The 16,073-nt window shown below is 52.4% G+C and carries 9 protein-coding genes; 7 read left to right on the forward strand and 2 right to left on the reverse strand.

Going from position 1 to position 16,073, the window contains the following annotated elements; genetic code table 11:
• Positions 1–12 precede the first annotated feature (12 nt).
• Both H144_RS0108640 and H144_RS0108645 read right to left on the reverse strand, forming a co-directional pair.
• Positions 13–3,243: a SusC/RagA family TonB-linked outer membrane protein gene (locus H144_RS0108640; RefSeq protein WP_019941661.1), complete on the reverse strand. Its 3,231-nt coding sequence runs from the start codon at positions 3,241–3,243 to the stop codon at positions 13–15.
• A gap of 706 nt (positions 3,244–3,949) precedes the next feature.
• Entirely contained in the window at positions 3,950–5,041 is a 1,092-nt protein-coding gene (locus H144_RS0108645; protein WP_019941662.1) for a Gfo/Idh/MocA family protein, read from the reverse strand.
• A 217-nt stretch (positions 5,042–5,258) separates the two neighbouring features.
• Between H144_RS0108645 and H144_RS31630 the strand changes: the two genes are divergently transcribed.
• From H144_RS31630 to H144_RS0108680, 7 genes are all read left to right on the forward strand, one after another.
• Positions 5,259–7,298, forward strand: a complete 2,040-nt coding sequence (locus H144_RS31630) for a DUF3858 domain-containing protein (RefSeq protein WP_019941663.1) — start codon at positions 5,259–5,261, stop codon at positions 7,296–7,298.
• An 11-nt stretch (positions 7,299–7,309) separates the two neighbouring features.
• Positions 7,310–9,253, forward strand: coding sequence for a DUF3857 domain-containing transglutaminase family protein (locus H144_RS0108655; RefSeq protein ID WP_019941664.1), 1,944 nt, complete (start codon positions 7,310–7,312; stop codon positions 9,251–9,253).
• 108 nt (positions 9,254–9,361) lie between these two features.
• A complete protein-coding gene (locus tag H144_RS0108660) occupies positions 9,362–10,294 on the forward strand; it encodes a dihydrodipicolinate synthase family protein (protein WP_019941665.1) in 933 nt (310 codons plus the stop codon).
• Between the two features lie 264 nt (positions 10,295–10,558).
• Positions 10,559–12,028 carry an aldehyde dehydrogenase (NADP(+)) gene (locus H144_RS0108665; RefSeq protein ID WP_019941666.1) on the forward strand — a complete coding sequence of 490 codons (1,470 nt, stop codon included), beginning with the start codon at positions 10,559–10,561 and terminating at the stop codon, positions 12,026–12,028.
• A gap of 19 nt (positions 12,029–12,047) precedes the next feature.
• Positions 12,048–13,049: a 4-hydroxyproline epimerase gene (locus H144_RS0108670; RefSeq protein ID WP_019941667.1), complete on the forward strand. Its 1,002-nt coding sequence runs from the start codon at positions 12,048–12,050 to the stop codon at positions 13,047–13,049.
• A 197-nt stretch (positions 13,050–13,246) separates the two neighbouring features.
• A complete protein-coding gene (locus H144_RS0108675) occupies positions 13,247–14,506 on the forward strand; it encodes an NAD(P)/FAD-dependent oxidoreductase (RefSeq protein WP_019941668.1) in 1,260 nt (419 codons plus the stop codon).
• 123 nt (positions 14,507–14,629) lie between these two features.
• Positions 14,630–16,048 carry an APC family permease gene (locus tag H144_RS0108680; RefSeq protein ID WP_026350522.1) on the forward strand — a complete coding sequence of 473 codons (1,419 nt, stop codon included), beginning with the start codon at positions 14,630–14,632 and terminating at the stop codon, positions 16,046–16,048.
• The last annotated feature ends 25 nt before the right edge of the window (positions 16,049–16,073 follow it).

Genomic DNA, 16,073 nt, shown 5'->3' on the forward strand with positions numbered 1-16,073 from the left:
CCGTCCCGTAGATTAGAATGCAACCTGAATACCGCCCAGGAATGTGGTTGGCTTAGGATAGCTGTGCCAGATCATACCTTGCGAGAATACGTTGTCGCCATCGCCACCGCGGATTGGAGTCTGCTCAGGATCGCCGAACGGATATTTGCTGATGATGAAGAAGTTCTGAGCGGAAACGTACAGTCTCAGTTTGCTCATTTTCAGCTTGCTCGCAATTTCCGACGGGAAGTTGTAGCCCAGCAACAGGTTACGGCCGCGGATAAATGAACCGTCGAAGATCCAGCGCGTATCTACGTTCGTCACGTAACCAGCCTTGGTATCGCGAACTTGGGCGATCGGCGTGTTCTGGTTTTCAGGAGTCCATGCATCCAGTACGGTCGTGTAGCTGTTCGCCAAAGCCTGGCGGTCTTCGCTGGCGTGCAGGTTCATGTCCATCAGGTCGTTTCCGTATGAGAATTGCAGGTCGAGGGTCAGATCGAAGCCCATGAAACGGAGGCTGTTTGAGAGTGATCCCCATCCTTTCGGAGAACCGTTACCGATAATACCGCGGTCGGCATCGGTGATCGCATTGTCGCCGTTCACGTCTTTGTACTTGATATCACCCGGCAACATTTTCAGGTTACCACGGTAGCTGGTGAATTTCGCAGCCTCATCCGCCTCAGCAGTGCTCCAAGTACCCAGGCGGGTCAATCCCCAGAATGCACCTGCCGGCTCGCCGATACGGATTACGCTAGTCTGGTTGGTGATCGAAGGACCGCCCACACCGAAGATGTCCGCCGGGGTTGCCAGTGACAACACTTTGTTTCTGTTGAACGAGATATTGAAGCTGGTATTCCATGAGAAGTTTTCTTTCTCGATGTTCGTCGTGTTCAAGCCGAATTCGAAACCTTTGTTTTCCATCGAACCGATGTTACGACGGATCGTTGCGTAGCCGCTTGTACGTGGTACAGGCGCATCCAAAAGCATGTCGGTGGTTTTGCGGTAGTAGTAATCCGCTTCCAGAGAGATTCTTCCTTTGAGGAAGCTGATTTCCAGACCACCGTCGGTCTGAGCTGTTTTTTCCCAGCGCAAATCGTTGTTGGCAAGCCTGTTGATACCGGTTCCGCCGAAACGGGTGTCGCCGTAAACTGTTGCGTAGTTAGAGCGCAGCAAGCCGAGTGACGAGTACGGAGGAATTTCCGAGTTACCTGTCAAACCATAGCTGGTACGAACTTTCAGGCTCGAAATGATCGGGTTGCCTTTCAGGAACTCTTCGTCAGACACTTTCCATGCAAGGGCCGCCGACGGGAAGAATGCAAACTTGTGGTTATCACCGAATTTCGAAGAACCATCCGCACGGCCTGTCACTGTCAACAGGTATTTGTCGAGCAAGGTATAGTTCAAACGACCGAAGTACGAGTTAAATGCAAAGCGGGAAGCACCTGATACGTAAGGGCTGGACGAAGGCGCCACAGATCCGGCACCGAGGTTATCGAATCCGTAGTAATCGGTCGAGAAGTTTTGCGCACCTACACCGGTCGTAGCTACGTTCGTTTCCTGCCATGAAATACCGGCGAGGGCGTTGATCGAGTGGATACCGAAGGTTTTGTTATAGGTCAGCAAGTTCTCCCATGACCAGAAAGTCTCTTTTCTGGTTTCTTTTCTCGCAGTACCCAATTCGCCCGGCGTCAATGTACGCGTTTGCGACTGGTTTACTTCCTGGTTGATCACGTTCACACCCAATACCGTACGGAATTCAAGGCCTTTTGCAAGCGTCACGTTTCCGTATAGGCTACCGAGGGTAGTTTGAGTATTCAGGTTGAATTTACGTCCCATCAAACGGTGTACCGAGCTGAAAGAACCTTCCGCACCGGGATAATCGCGGTTGTTGGCATAAGATCCGTCCGGCCATTTAACAGGAAGAAAAGGGAAGTCTTCCACCATCTGGCGAGGTACGGCGTCGTTGATGTCGACAAGGTTTTCAGCCTGATTATTGTAGCTCAGAGTACCACCCAGACGCAGCCATTTCTTGACCTGGTCGTCGATGCTGAAACGGGTAGCATAACGTTTCAGATAAGATGTTTTGATCAAACCCTGATCGTCGCGGTAGTTGAGTGACAACGAGTAGGTCGTACGCTCGTTACCGCCGCTGAAACCGAGCTGGTGGTTCTGCGAGACACGGTTTTGTGTCGATTCGTCAAACCAGTCGGTGTCGTAGTTAGGGGCAAATGTGCCGTCCGGGCGTTTGGTGAACACGTCGGGGTGGGCAGCTGCCAGCTGGGCACGACGTACCTGTGGATCGTGGGTCACATATTTTTTAGCATCCCAACCTGCCTTGTCGAACTTCTCCATGTTCTTGTAAGCGAGGTCTTCCACGTCCATATATTGCTGGGCGTTCAACACTTTCGCTCTTTTCGGACCTACGGTCGGTACACTCAAATCAAGACCATAAGTGATCTGGCTTTCGCCCGACCGGCCTCTTTTGGTCGTGATCATGATCACACCGTTGGCACCACGGGCACCATAAATCGCCGTTGAAGACGCGTCTTTCAACACCTCTACCGACACGATGTCGTTCGGGTTGATGAAGTCGATCGCCTGGCTCTGCTGGTTCTGGTTACCTTGTGGAAGCATTACACCATCCACCACGTACAACGGGTTATTGGACGAGTTGATGGAGCTGAAACCACGGATACGCACGTTGGCGCGGCCACCCGGGCGACCCGAGTTCACGTTCACCTGCACACCGGAAATCTTACCTTGCAAAGCCTGGTTCAATGAAGGTGCAGGGCGTTCTCTCAGCTGTTCTTCTTTCACGGAACCTACGGAACCGGTCAAGTCGGATTTTTTCGCGGTACCGTACCCGATCACGACTACTTCGCTAAGCGCCTTGGAATCAGCGGCGAGTGAAACGTCGAGGGTAGTGCGGTTACCAACAGGCAATTCCTGGCTGATATAACCTACAAAGCTGAAAACCAGCGTAGCATTATCAGGTACAGAAAGCGTATAGTTACCTTCTCCGTCGGTGGTAGTACCGCTGCTGGTACCTTTTACGACCACGTTTACGCCTGGGAGGCCGTCACCGGTTTCTTTGTCGGTTACTTTTCCTTTGAGGGTTTTATCGGCGCGAATGGTAGCAGTGATTCCGGAGTTGGCGAGGGCTGCATTCACGAGCACGGGGCTGGCGAGCGCGGGCAGGAGCAATAGAGAGTTACGGATGCCCCTCATTCGGAGCAACCATTGATTGGTATCGGTATTTTTCATGTAGTAAGGCTTGTTAAACGTTTCTCATGCAGTCTTGGATAACACGAATTTTAGTCTTAATTCTCTGTTCATTAGGATTTTGCGTTTTTTGTTTAATCATAGTTTGCGGTTTACTGTTTAAATTTTCGTTTCGGTGAATAGTGAAATAATTATAGTTTGTATTCAATAAATTACATTCCATCGGGCGCGCAACAATCCATACCTGGTTTTTTGAATCAAATCATGACCACAGAGCCTGGCGACGCTATTTCAAAAAAGGTATGATACGTTACGTTTTCTCTGACGGAGGATGGAATGGATTGGCGGATTATCCGGGAACTGCAACCGATAATCTGCCGGCAAATGCTTCAAAGTAATTGGCGTCAGTAGTATTAATAAAAGTCTTTAAGAAAACGCGTTGCAATATTATAATATTTAACAATAGATTTCGAATAATGGGGAAGGAAAATAAAGAATATTTTATGCAAACGTTTGCACAAATCTTATCAAAAATTGTCAATTCCGTACAATAAATCAGGTAGTTACAGGTCAATTTCGGGCAAACAGACCCACCTGCACACACACATTTTTGAAGACAACTTTTTGCGAATATCCTATAATATTCCCTTAAAATGTAACCGCTATGTGCTAAAATCCTATATTAAAACATAAAGCCCTGCCCGCGGCTGGTACCGCAGGCAGGGCTCTGAAAAAGGTCTGGAAATGCCTAAGCGAGATCCACGGTCCGTCCCGTTTTCACGGATTCGTCGCAGGCAAATGCGATCTGCAGGCTCGTTACCGCGTCGGACAGGTGATCGGTCAGGTCGAGGTCTTCGGTGATCGCGCGCAGGAAGTAGCGCTGCTCGCGGTTACAAAGCTCCTGGTGGTCGGGCTCGTCTTCGAGGTTGATCCAGGTGTCTTCTTTCACGAATTCGTCGGAACCGTTCAGGTCGGCGTGGTGTACGCGGATCGATTCGGTCTTTGTATGCGCTTCAACGGAGGAAGACTTTCCCGTGCCGCCCGCATCTTTCGCTACGATGGACGCGGAGCCTTTCGGGCCGATCACGTCTTTCACAAAAAACGCCGTTTCGCTGATCATCGGTCCCCAGCCTGCTTCATACCAGCCTACTGAGCCGTCTTCGAACCAGATTTGCAGCTGGCCGTAGTTATAGTTGCCGGCAGGGATGTCGTCCGTCAGTCGCGCCCCGATCGCATTCACGCGAAGCGGTTTCGAACGCGTCATCTGGCACATGACGTCAATATAATGTACGCCGCAGTCGACGATCGGGCTGAGGCTCTTCATCAGGTTGCGGTGAACGCCCCACATGTAGCCGTGGCTTTGCTGGTTAAGGTTCATCCGCATCACGAGCGGCTTGCCGAGGCCCTGTGCTTCGGTCACGAAGCGCTCCCACGACGGGTGTACGCGCAGGATGTAGCCCACTACCACTTTTTTGTCGGCTTTTTTGGCCGCTTCTACTACGCGCTGGGCACCTGCTACGGTGTCTGCGAGCGGTTTTTCGATAAACACGTGCGCGCCGGCTTCCAGGGCCTTGATAGCGAAATCTTCGTGCGTATCGGGATAAGTGGAGATACAGACGGCGTCGGGTTTGGTCTCTTTCAATGCTGTTTCATAGTCATTGAAAAGGGCATAACCGCCGCCTAGTTTTTCATTGAGAACCTCTTTGCTTTTGCCGGTCGAAACGATCCCGCAGATCTCGAAACCATCCAGCAGCTGGTAAGCAAAGGCATGGGAAGCGCCCATGTTCCCGCAACCGACTACCAGTACGCGGATGGGGCTTGCATTTTCAAAAGATGACATAGAGTAAAGATAAATGTTAAGATTATGGGTTAGCAGGAACAAGCGGCCATGCAACATTCCGGCCGTGTTTGAGTGTCAAAATTAGGCATTAAAATCCGTTTTCAGCCAGTTTCGGTCTAAGTGAAAAAAAATCCGGTTTCGGTTATAAATTTTTCTTTGAAAATCGAATTAACTGTACGATAATGCATCAATTTTGTTACTCCTCATCTACTTGTTCATGACTACTTTTTTACTTTCCAGCAGACTGTCCTGTCTGTTCCGCAGGAAACACGCATCCATCCTTTTCCTGCTGCTTTTTATCACTTTTCAAACATTTGCCCAGGAAGATTTCAAACCCAAACTCGGGCAGATCGACCGTGCTTCGCTTGAAATGACTGCTTATCCCGGCGATAGTACCGCCGATGCCGTGGTATTGTACGACTACGGAAAAGTGACTTTCAGCTACGACAACCTCAAAGGCCTGGTTATGAGCACGGATATCTGGGTCAGGATCAAGATCCTCAAAGAATCGGCACTGGACAGGGCGTCGGTGGGTATCCCCTATTACGAAGGGCAGAGCTATAAGGACCAGGAATGGGTGGAAAGCCTCAAAGGCTACACCTACAACCTGGAAAACGGCCAGATCGTGAAAACCGAGCTGGAACGCAAAACCGTCCGTCGCGAAAAGTCCACCGACAACTACACTACTTCCAAGTTTAACCTCACGAACGTCAAAAAAGGTTCGGTTATCGAGTATTCGTACACGCTGAACTCGCCCTTCACCGTGCGGGTCGAGCCGAAGCCGTGGACGTTCCAGGCTTCGATTCCCATTCAATGGAGCGAATACAATATCATTATCCCCAATTTCCTCGATTACAAAATGACCATGGGCGGCTTTCTGCCGCTTTATATGAACAAGCAGGAATCGGTGAATGTAACCCTGGGCCATGCCAGCTTCGACGGGTCGGGCCGGTCGTACCGGTTCGTCGTGAAAGATGCGCCGGCATTCGTGAACGAGCCGTTCATCACGACGGAGATGGACTATCTTTCCAAAATCTCGTTCGAACTTGCGAGCGTGAATGTGCCGGGACAGATCCACAAAAACTACTCGCAGACCTGGGAGAATGTGGAGCGTACACTCGGCGAGGCCAAATGGTTCGGCGGCGAGCTCGGTCGCAGCGGCTTTTTAAAGGAGGTACGCGACGAAATCGCCAAGAAAACGACCGATCCGCTCGAACGCATGACGCTGGCGTACAAGTACGTGCAGGCGCATATGAAATGGGACGGTACTTCGGGCCTGTATTCGGGGGACGGTATTAAAAAGGCTTACGACAACCGCAAAGGCAATGCGTGCGATATTAACCTCATGCTGACGGTGCTGCTGCGCGAGCTGGACCTGGAATGCGACCCGATATTGCTCAGTACCCGGTCGCACGGCTATGTACACCAGCATATTCCGTTGCTCGAAAGCTTCAATTATGTGATCGCGCATGTGAAGATCGGGGAGAAAACCTATTTTCTCGACGCTTCGGAATCGTTCGCGAAGCCGGGCTTGCTTCCCGAGCGCGCATTGAACGGATTTGGCAGGCTGATACCGAAAAAAGGCCAGGGCCGGTTCGTGGAAATCAACCCGATCGACTCGGATAGCAAGCTGGAAATGATCACGGCGAATATCCTGCCAGAAGACGGCATGGTCAAAGGCAGTTACAGCATTTCCTACGGCGGCTACGAGGCCCTCGACTGGCGCTCGTCTTACGCCACGGAGGCCGATAATGTGTACCACGACGCGTTGAAGAAAACGGTACCGGAATGGAAAATCCAGAACCTGGCGATCAAGAACAAGGCCGACGATTATAAAGGTACTGTCAATGTGAGCTGCGATTTCGAACTGGAAGACGAGAATGCATCGCCCGGCGTGTTCTATTTCAACCCGATTATGGCCGGCCGCTGGACCAAAAACCCGCTGAAATCCAAGGAGCGCATTTATCCGATCGACCTGGCTACGGGTATTTCCAATTCATTCATCGGGAATTTTACATTGCCCGAAGGTTATGCGCTCGAAGAAATGCCCAAAACGGAAATCATCATGCTGCCCGACAAAGGGGGCAAATTTTCCTACCAGGTACGCCAGGTCGGTAATGTAATCCAGGTCAACAGCATGGTGCAGGTGAGCCGCACCCGCTTCCTGCCCGAGGAATATGCGGACTTGAAAGAGTTTTTCGAGCGCGTGGTGCAAAAGCACGCCCAGCCGTTGGTGATCAAGAAGAAGTCTATTTAATACCTCCCATTATGGAAAAGTTTCAGTCAATCTTTTGGAACACGATTATATGTACCGTGCTGCTATGGCCGGGCGCCGCTTTGGCACAGACCGATTTCAGCGTTTCTAGAATCAACCCGGCGCTGTCGAAGGACGCCGATGCGGTGATCCGTGTCGATGAATTGTTCTGGGATATCAGATCACAGGCCGAGGGCGTCGAGCGAACCCGGCTGGTGGTTACGATTTTTAATGAAAAAGGGGAGGACCGCTACGGCTCCACGCAGGAGTGGTACGACAAGTTCAGGAAGATCACCGAACTGTCGGGTACATTATATGATGCCAATGGCAAAGTGGTGAAGCGCCTGCGGAATTCCGATATCGAGGACCGCGGGGACGGTATCGCCGGGGACGACATTTCGGATAACCGCGTGAAAACGGCCAGCTTCGGCAAAAAAAGCTATTCCTATCCCTACACGATCGAGTTTATCAGCGAAGTGCGCACGCGGAATATGATGTTTTTCCCGGACTGGACACCGGCCCCGGCCGAAGGGTGTGCCGTGGAATACTCCTATTTCCGGGTGAAAACGCCGGCCGGGTTCGCATTCCGTTACCAGGAATGCAATGGCGCGCCGGGCGTGAAAAAGTCGAAGGATGCCGAGGGATCGGATGTTTATGAATGGACACAGAAAGACCTGGCCCGGCCGCGTTCCGACGATTTTTACCCATTGCCGCCGTTCGACCGCATTCCACTGGTGTTTACGGCGCCTGCGGATTTTGAGGTGCAGGAATACAAGGGAAATTTCAATACCTGGGAAGACCTCAGCCGTTTTTACTATACATTGAATGCAGGCCGCGACCTTCTGCCTCCCAATATGCAGGAGGAAGTGAAGACGCTGGTCAAAGGTGCCAAATCCGACCGGGAGAAAATTGACCGGATCTATAAATGGATGCAGGGACGGTCGCGGTATGTAAGCATTCAGCTCGGAATCGGCGGCTGGCAGACCATCGACGCGATGACGGTCGCCAAAACCGGTTACGGCGATTGTAAGGCGCTGACGAATTTCACCCTCGCCGCGCTGAAAGTGGCCGAAATACCTGCCTGTGCCGCATTGATCCGCGCCGGAAAGGAAGCGAAGATCAAAGCCGATTTCCCAAGCAGCAAGTTCAACCATGTGATCGCCTGCGCATTCGCGGGGAAAGATACGGTGTGGCTCGAATGTACCAGCCCGAATACGAAGCCCAACTTCATGGGCAGCTTTACCGGCAGCCGTCCCGCATTGCTGGTCCTGCCCACCGGCGGGAAGCTTGTAATGACGCCGGATTACAAGGCCCCGCAGAATGTAAAGGAAAGCCGGGCATTGGTAAAACTGACAGAAACGGGCGATGGGGAGATCGAGGCAAGGTCGCGGTACACCGGCTTGCAGCACGAACCGCGGGTACAGCTGATCCAGTACCGCACGAAAGAAGAGCAGGAGAAATGGCTCGTAAGCCATATTAACCTGCCGAGTATGGACCTGCGCCGTTTCGAGCTGGCGGAAGGCGTGGAGCCGGAGCCGTCGGTGACGGAAAAACTGAGCCTGAATGTCCGCAACTGTGCTACCAAAACAGGCACGCGACTGTTCATCAAGCCCAGCCTGATGAGCAGGACTTTCGATATGCCGGCCACGAGCGAGCGCACGTCCGATTTCTACCTACCATTTTCGGATTACAACTTTACCGATCTTGATACCGTATCTTACGACGTTCCGGCCAACTATAAATTGGAAACGACATTGCCTGTATTCCAGATCGCGTCGGCTTTCGGAAGCTACGAGCTGAAAACGAGCTACGAAAACAACAAGCTCATTTGCGCGAGAAAAGTGGTAATGAACGGCGGACGTTACGGATCGAAGGATTTTGCCGCGTGGGTCGATTTTCTGAAAAAGATCAGAAAGGCCGACAGGACGCAGGTGGTGTTCGTGGAAAACAAGCTTTGAGTGAATTTAGGGACTATGTTAAAATATGTAAGGAATTGATTAAAACATGTGAATATCCGCATGCCGGCATGGATTAATTTTGGACTAAAATTTTAACATAAGCAGGATATGAACAAAGAAGCATGGTCTGGCATTTTCCCAGCGTTGGTGACGCCATTCAAATCAGATGATACGGTTGATTTTGAACTGTTCGGCAAAAACCTCGACGCGCAGGTGGAAGCAGGTATTACCGGCGTAATCGTGGGCGGGTCGCTCGGGGAAGCCAGTACACTCACCAGGGCCGAGAAAATGGAACTGGTGAAATATGCTAAACAAGCGCTTCCTGCCGGCCTGCCGGTGGTGCTGGGTATCGCCGAGCAATCCACCGCGGAGGCGATCAGCATCGCGAAAGAAGCCGAAAGCATTGGCGCCGACGGCCTGATGATCCTTCCGCCGATGCGCTACAAGGCCGACGACGCCGAAACGGTGAACTGGTTCAAAACGATCGCCGAGAGCGTATCGCTTTCGATCATGGTCTATAACAATCCATTCGACTACAAGATCGAAGTGACGCTGCCGATGTTTGAAGAGCTGGCAAAAGTGCCGAACATCCACGCTATCAAGGAATCGACCCGCGACGTGAGCAATGTAACGCGCCTTTTCAACAAATTCGGCGACCGTTTCCGCGTGTTCTGCGGGGTGGATACGCTCATTATGGAAGAGGTAATGCTCGGCGCCGACGGTGTGATCGGTGGTTTGGTAGATGCGTTCCCGAAAGAAACGGTAGCGATCTTCAACCTCGTGAAGGCGGGCCAATACAAAGAGGCATTGGCGATTTACCGCTGGTATTTGCCATTGCTCGAACTGGATATTCATCCGAAACTCGTACAAAACATCAAATTGGCCGCTGCCAAAATGGGTATCGGTTCTGAATACGTGCGTGCCCCGCGTCTGCCGCTCCACGGCGCAGAACGCGAGAAGGTAATCGCCATTATCGACCAGGCCATCGCTACACAGCCTGAATTGCCGGATTATTTGAATCTGGCGGTAGACGTGGCATAAAATCGGGTCGGGGTAGGAGGCTCCTGAGGAGCCAAATGCCTTGGTGACGGTGTTTGCTATAAACAGGTGGCTCCTTCGATGCCGAATGCGGAGCAATCGCCTGTTTATAGCGAACCGATCACATAAATATCCCTAACCGGAGGGGTTCCCTGTTATCCGGATGGCCTCTACCCAACCAATAACCGTAATATTGACAAAAAAAGCGCCGTATGATCGTTAGATTGCATGCGCAGCATTGTTCTGTTTTTGTCAAAACATCAAATTATGAATTCATCCGAATTAGACCTTATTCTTGAAAAAGCCCAAACGGCGTTCGTAGCAATGAACGCCTACGCATTGCGCCGCCGTGTGGCATTAATGAATGCGATCGCCGACGAAATCGAGGTGCTGGGCCCTGAGCTGGTGCAAACCGCGATGGCGGAATCCAACCTGCCTGAGGCGCGGCTGAACGGCGAAAAAGCACGGACGGTTTTTCAATGGAGAAGCTATGCGCAGGCGGTGGAAAACGGCTATTCGCTCGATGCGAGCATTGATACCGCCAATCCGCAGCGTGTCGTTCCTAAACCGGATATCCGTAAAACGAATGTAGGGCTCGGCCCCGTGGCCGTTTTCGGGGCGAGCAACTTCCCGTTCGCATTCTCGACGGCGGGCGGTGATACGGCCAGCGCCATAGCGGCGGGCTGTCCGGTGGTGGTAAAAGCGCATCCCGGTCACCCGAAAACATCGCAGCTGATGGCTGATGCCATTAGCCGCGGGGTAGCCAAAAGCGGTTTCCCGGAAGGCACATTTGCCCATATTTTTACGGAAACCAATGAAGAAGCGCAGGCTTTGGTTAGCCACCCGGTGATCAAAGCGGTGGGCTTTACCGGTTCTAATCGCGGCGGACTCGCCTTGGTAGAGGTTGCCAGCAAGCGTAAGGAGCCGATTCCGGTGTTTGCCGAAATGGGCAGCATTAACCCGGTGTTCCTGCTGCCGGGCAAGCTGAGCACGGCCGGCGCGGATTTAGCCAAACAATACGCCGGTTCACTGACATTGGGCGTAGGGCAGTTTTGTACCAATCCGGGCCTGCTCATCACGGAAGACAGCCCGGCGCTGGAAGGCTTTATCGCCGCACTGGACCAGGAGATCGTCAATATCGTTCCCGCGCCGATGCTGAATGCGGGCATTGCGGTGGCTTACCGTGGTAACCGCGAGAAAGTGATCGGCCAATCGGGCGTGGAAGTGCTTTCGGTCGCGACTGCCGAGGCGGCCGACGGACAAGGCGCTGCCACGGTGGCAACCGTTTCCGGTGTTGACTTTTTGATCAATGACGATTTGCAAACCGAAGTTTTCGGGCCATTTGCATTGATCGTAAAATGCCGGAATGCGGAGGAAGTGCTGGCGGTTACGGAAAAACTCCACGGCCAGCTGACGGCGACATTGCTCGCTACCAGTGAAGACCTGGCCTCGCACCGCGAGTTAGTGGCTGCGATCCAGAACAAATGCGGCCGCATTATCTTCAATAACTTTCCGACCGGTGTTGAAGTGTGCAAATCCATGCACCACGGCGGGCCATTCCCGTCGTCGAGCAACAGCCAGTTTACCTCGGTAGGCCCGGACGCGATCAAGCGGTTTACCCGCCCGTTGAGCTTCCAGAACTGGCCCGACGAATTTTTGCCTGATGAATTGAAGAACGCCAACCCGCTCGGAATCTGGCGGACGGTGGATAACGAAATAACCAAAGCGGCGCTGTAAATGCAGCCCGGGAGCTTTTATGCGTAAAACTTTTTTCTGTATCGACGCCCACACCTGCGGTAATCCCGTACGCGTAGTCGCAGGTGGCGGGCCGCTCCTCGAGGGCAACAGCATGATGGAGCGCAGGCTCCATTTTTTGAGGGAATTCGACTGGATACGCAAGGGCCTGATGTTCGAGCCCCGCGGCCATGATATGATGAGCGGGAGCATTCTCTACCCGCCCATCGACCCGGCCAACGATATTGGCGTACTCTACATTGAAACGAGCGGCTGCCTCCCCATGTGCGGCCATGGAACCATCGGAACGGTGACTATCGCCATTGAAGAAGGCCTGGTGACCCCCAAAGTGCCGGGTAAGCTACGCCTCGAAACCCCTGCCGGGCTGGTATTGGTGGAATATGTGCAGGAAGGCCGGAAGGTGAAATCCGTCAAACTGATTAACATCAAATCATTCCTCGCGGCTGAAAAGCTGACTGTCGAATGCCCTGACCTGGGCACATTGACCGTCGATGTTTCTTACGGCGGCAACTTTTACGCGATCGTCGATCCGCAGGAGAATTTCAAAGGCATCGAAAACCATACCGCCGACCAGCTTATCAGCTGGAGCCGCGTGTGCCGTCAGCGGATGAACGAGCAGTACCAGTTTGTCCATCCCGAAAACGAACATATCAAGGGCCTGAGCCACTTCCTGTGGACCGGTGCCCCGCTTGATCCGACATCGACCGCTCGCAATGCCGTGTTCTATGGTGATAAGGCGATCGACCGCTCCCCGTGCGGTACAGGCACGTCCGCCCGTATGGCGCAATGGCATGCGCAGGGTAAGCTCAAAAAAGGCGACCGTTTCGTACACGAAAGCATTATCGGTTCCAAATTCATCGGGACCGTAGAAGAAGAAACAACCATCGGCGATAGGCCCGCCATGATCCCCGGCATTGAAGGCTGGGCGGTGATTACCGGACACAATACCATTTTTATCGACGACGAAGAAGATCCCTATGCATTCGGTTTTCAGGTTTTGTAGGGGCTTTAAGGCGTAGGCTGTAAGCTGTATGCTGAGAATGGTAGGGTTCAGTTCAAAACAGAATTATGAAACTAAGGCAGCTTAAAGCTTACAGCCTAAAGCTTAAAGCCTGAAAGCGCTAACAATTGTTATAAACGAAAATAAAACAGCTGTAAACTTTTAGCCTAAGGCTTATCGCTTACAGCTTAAAGCTTCCGATGAACATTCAAAAAGGCAGCGCCGTCATTATCGGTGGCGGGATTACCGGTCTGGCTTCGGCCTATTACATGCTGAAAAGCGGTTGGAAAGTGACGTTGCTCGATAAGGGCGATTTGTTCGACAACTGTTCCACCGGCAATGCGGGCATGATCGTGCCGAGCCATTTCATCCCGCTTGCCGCGCCGGGTATGGTTTCGAAGGGCATCAAATGGATGTTCAACAGCCGCAGCCCTTTTTATGTAAAACCGTCGCTCGATTTTTCGCTCATTTCGTGGGGTTTGAAATTCATGAAAGCGGCCACCGAAGCGAATGTGGAACGCGCCGCGCCGCATTTGCGCGACTACCATTTGCTGAGCAAGGCCTTGTACGAGGATTTTGCCAGAGACGAAAACCTGGATTTTGGATTGGAAGAAAAGGGCATATTAATGCTCTACAAATCCGAGAAAACCGGCGAGGAGGAAATCCACGTAGGTAAGCAGGGCCAGCAGCTCGGCCTGGACATCGATATGCTCAGCCGAGAGCAGGTGCAGGCATTGGAACCGGGCATCAGACTCGACGTGGCCGGCGCCGTGCATTACCGCTGCGACGCCCATTTGTACCCGACCGCATTGGTGAATGGGTTGATCAAAAGCATTCAAACGCTGGGCGGAGAGATCGTGCAGAAAACCGAAGTGACCGGCTTCGATACGGGTAATGGAGAGATCAAGGCGGTTAAAACGGCCGCTAAAACCTATACCGGCGACATCGTGGTGATGACCGGCGGTTCCTGGATGCCGCAGCTTGCCAAGCTGGCCGGGCTGTCTATCCCCGTAATGCCGGGCAAAGGTTACTCTTTGATGGAACCTAATTCGGAGCACCCTATCGTTCACCCCGCATTGCTGCTGGAAGCCCGCGTGGCCGTTACGCCCATGAACGGGCAGGTGCGCTTCGGCGGAACGATGGAGCTCGCGCCGCTGAACAATCAGATCAATATGAACCGGGTGGAAGGCATTGTCAATTCCATCCCCAACTATTACCCGGAACTGAATGTGGCCGTGCCGCAGAAAGACCGTATCTGGTACGGGTTCCGCCCTTGCTCGCCCGACGGCTTACCTTATTTGGGATATTCCAAAAAGTTGGGCAATCTGATTATCGCCGGCGGGCACGGCATGATGGGCATCAGCCTTGGGCCTGCTACCGGCAAAATCGTCGCCGAAATGGCCGATCGTCATGTGCCTTCGGTGAATGTTTCGCTCTACGATCCGGAGCGTTATCAATAAACAAAGGCGGGGCAGCACTTTGTAACCATTTTAGCGGGTGGCAGGGGATAGATATTGTGAGTAGGCCAAATACTTCGTAGTTTTCACAGATTAACACCTGACTTCATAAACCTATTACCCTTTATGCCACAAGAAAACACTTCTTTCAAGCCCTCATTGGGTCTTGTCGACGCTACCATGCTCGTAGCCGGCAGTATGATCGGATCGGGGATCTTCATCGTCAGCGCCGACATCATGCGCAATACCGGCAGCGTGGGCTGGCTCATGTTCGTGTGGCTTATCACCGGTTTCATGACGCTCACGGCCGCATTGAGCTACGGCGAGCTCAGCGCAATGTTCCCCAAGGCAGGCGGACAATACATTTACCTGAAAGAAGCCTATAACCCGCTGATCGGTTTCCTGTACGGATGGAGCTTTTTCACTGTAATCCAAACCGCCACCATCGCCGCCGTGGCCGTGGCATTCGCCAAATTTACCGCTTACCTGATCCCGCAATTCAGCGAAGACCTGGTCGCACTGGATCTCGGTTTTCTCAAAATAAGTCCCGCCCAGCTGCTTTCCATTGTGGTAATCGTCGTGCTGACGTTTACGAATACACGTGGCGTAAACAGCGGGAAAATCATTCAAACGACATTTACATTAACGAAGCTTCTGAGCTTGCTCGGCCTGATCGTTTTCGGGTTGATATTCATGAAACCCGAAGTGTGGGCCGCCAACTGGGGCGAAGGCATGTGGGACCTGCACAAACTCAATCCTGACGGCAGCATTGAATCCTACACCACCATCGCCGCATTCGGCGCTATTGCCGCTTCGATGGTAGGCTCCATTTTCAGCAGCGACTCATGGAATAACGTGACATTCATTGCCGGCGAAATCAAAAACCCGCAGCGCAATATCGGCCTCAGCCTCGCATTGGGTACGATCATCGTGACGGTCATTTACGTGCTCACCAACGTGATGTACACCGGCGTGCTTTCGTTGGAGGAGATCGCCTCGTCGGACAAGGACCGGGTAGCCGTTACCGCATCGCACGTCATTTTCGGCAATGCCGGCACGATCGTGATCGCGGTGATGATCATGATTTCGACATTCGGCTGCGACAATGGCCTCATCATGTCCGGCGCCCGGGTGTATTATTCGATGGCGAAGGATGGGCTGTTTTTCAAAAAGGTAGGGATATTAAATAAAAATGCAGTGCCGGAAATCGGCCTTTGGCTGCAATGCGTGATTGCCTCGTTGTGGGCGTTGAGCGGTAAATACGGTAACCTGCTGGATATGATTTCGTTCGTGGTGGTCGTGTTTTACATGCTTACCATTATCGGGATTTTCATTCTTCGTAAAAAACGCCCGGATGTGCCGCGGCCTTACAAGGCGTTCGGCTATCCTTTCCTGCCGATCATTTACATTATCATGGGTATCGCGTTCTGCGTGCTGCTGATCATCTACAAGCCCGAATACACCTGGCCGGGGCTCATCATTGTGCTGTTGGGCATTCCGGTTTATTATATGGTAGCGCGGAAGGATGCGGCGGTGATTGAGTAAGCATTTAAAGTGAAAAGTGCCCTGT

The organism is Dyadobacter beijingensis DSM 21582 (assembly GCF_000382205.1).
GTDB classification, from domain to species: Bacteria; Bacteroidota; Bacteroidia; order Cytophagales; family Spirosomataceae; genus Dyadobacter; species Dyadobacter beijingensis.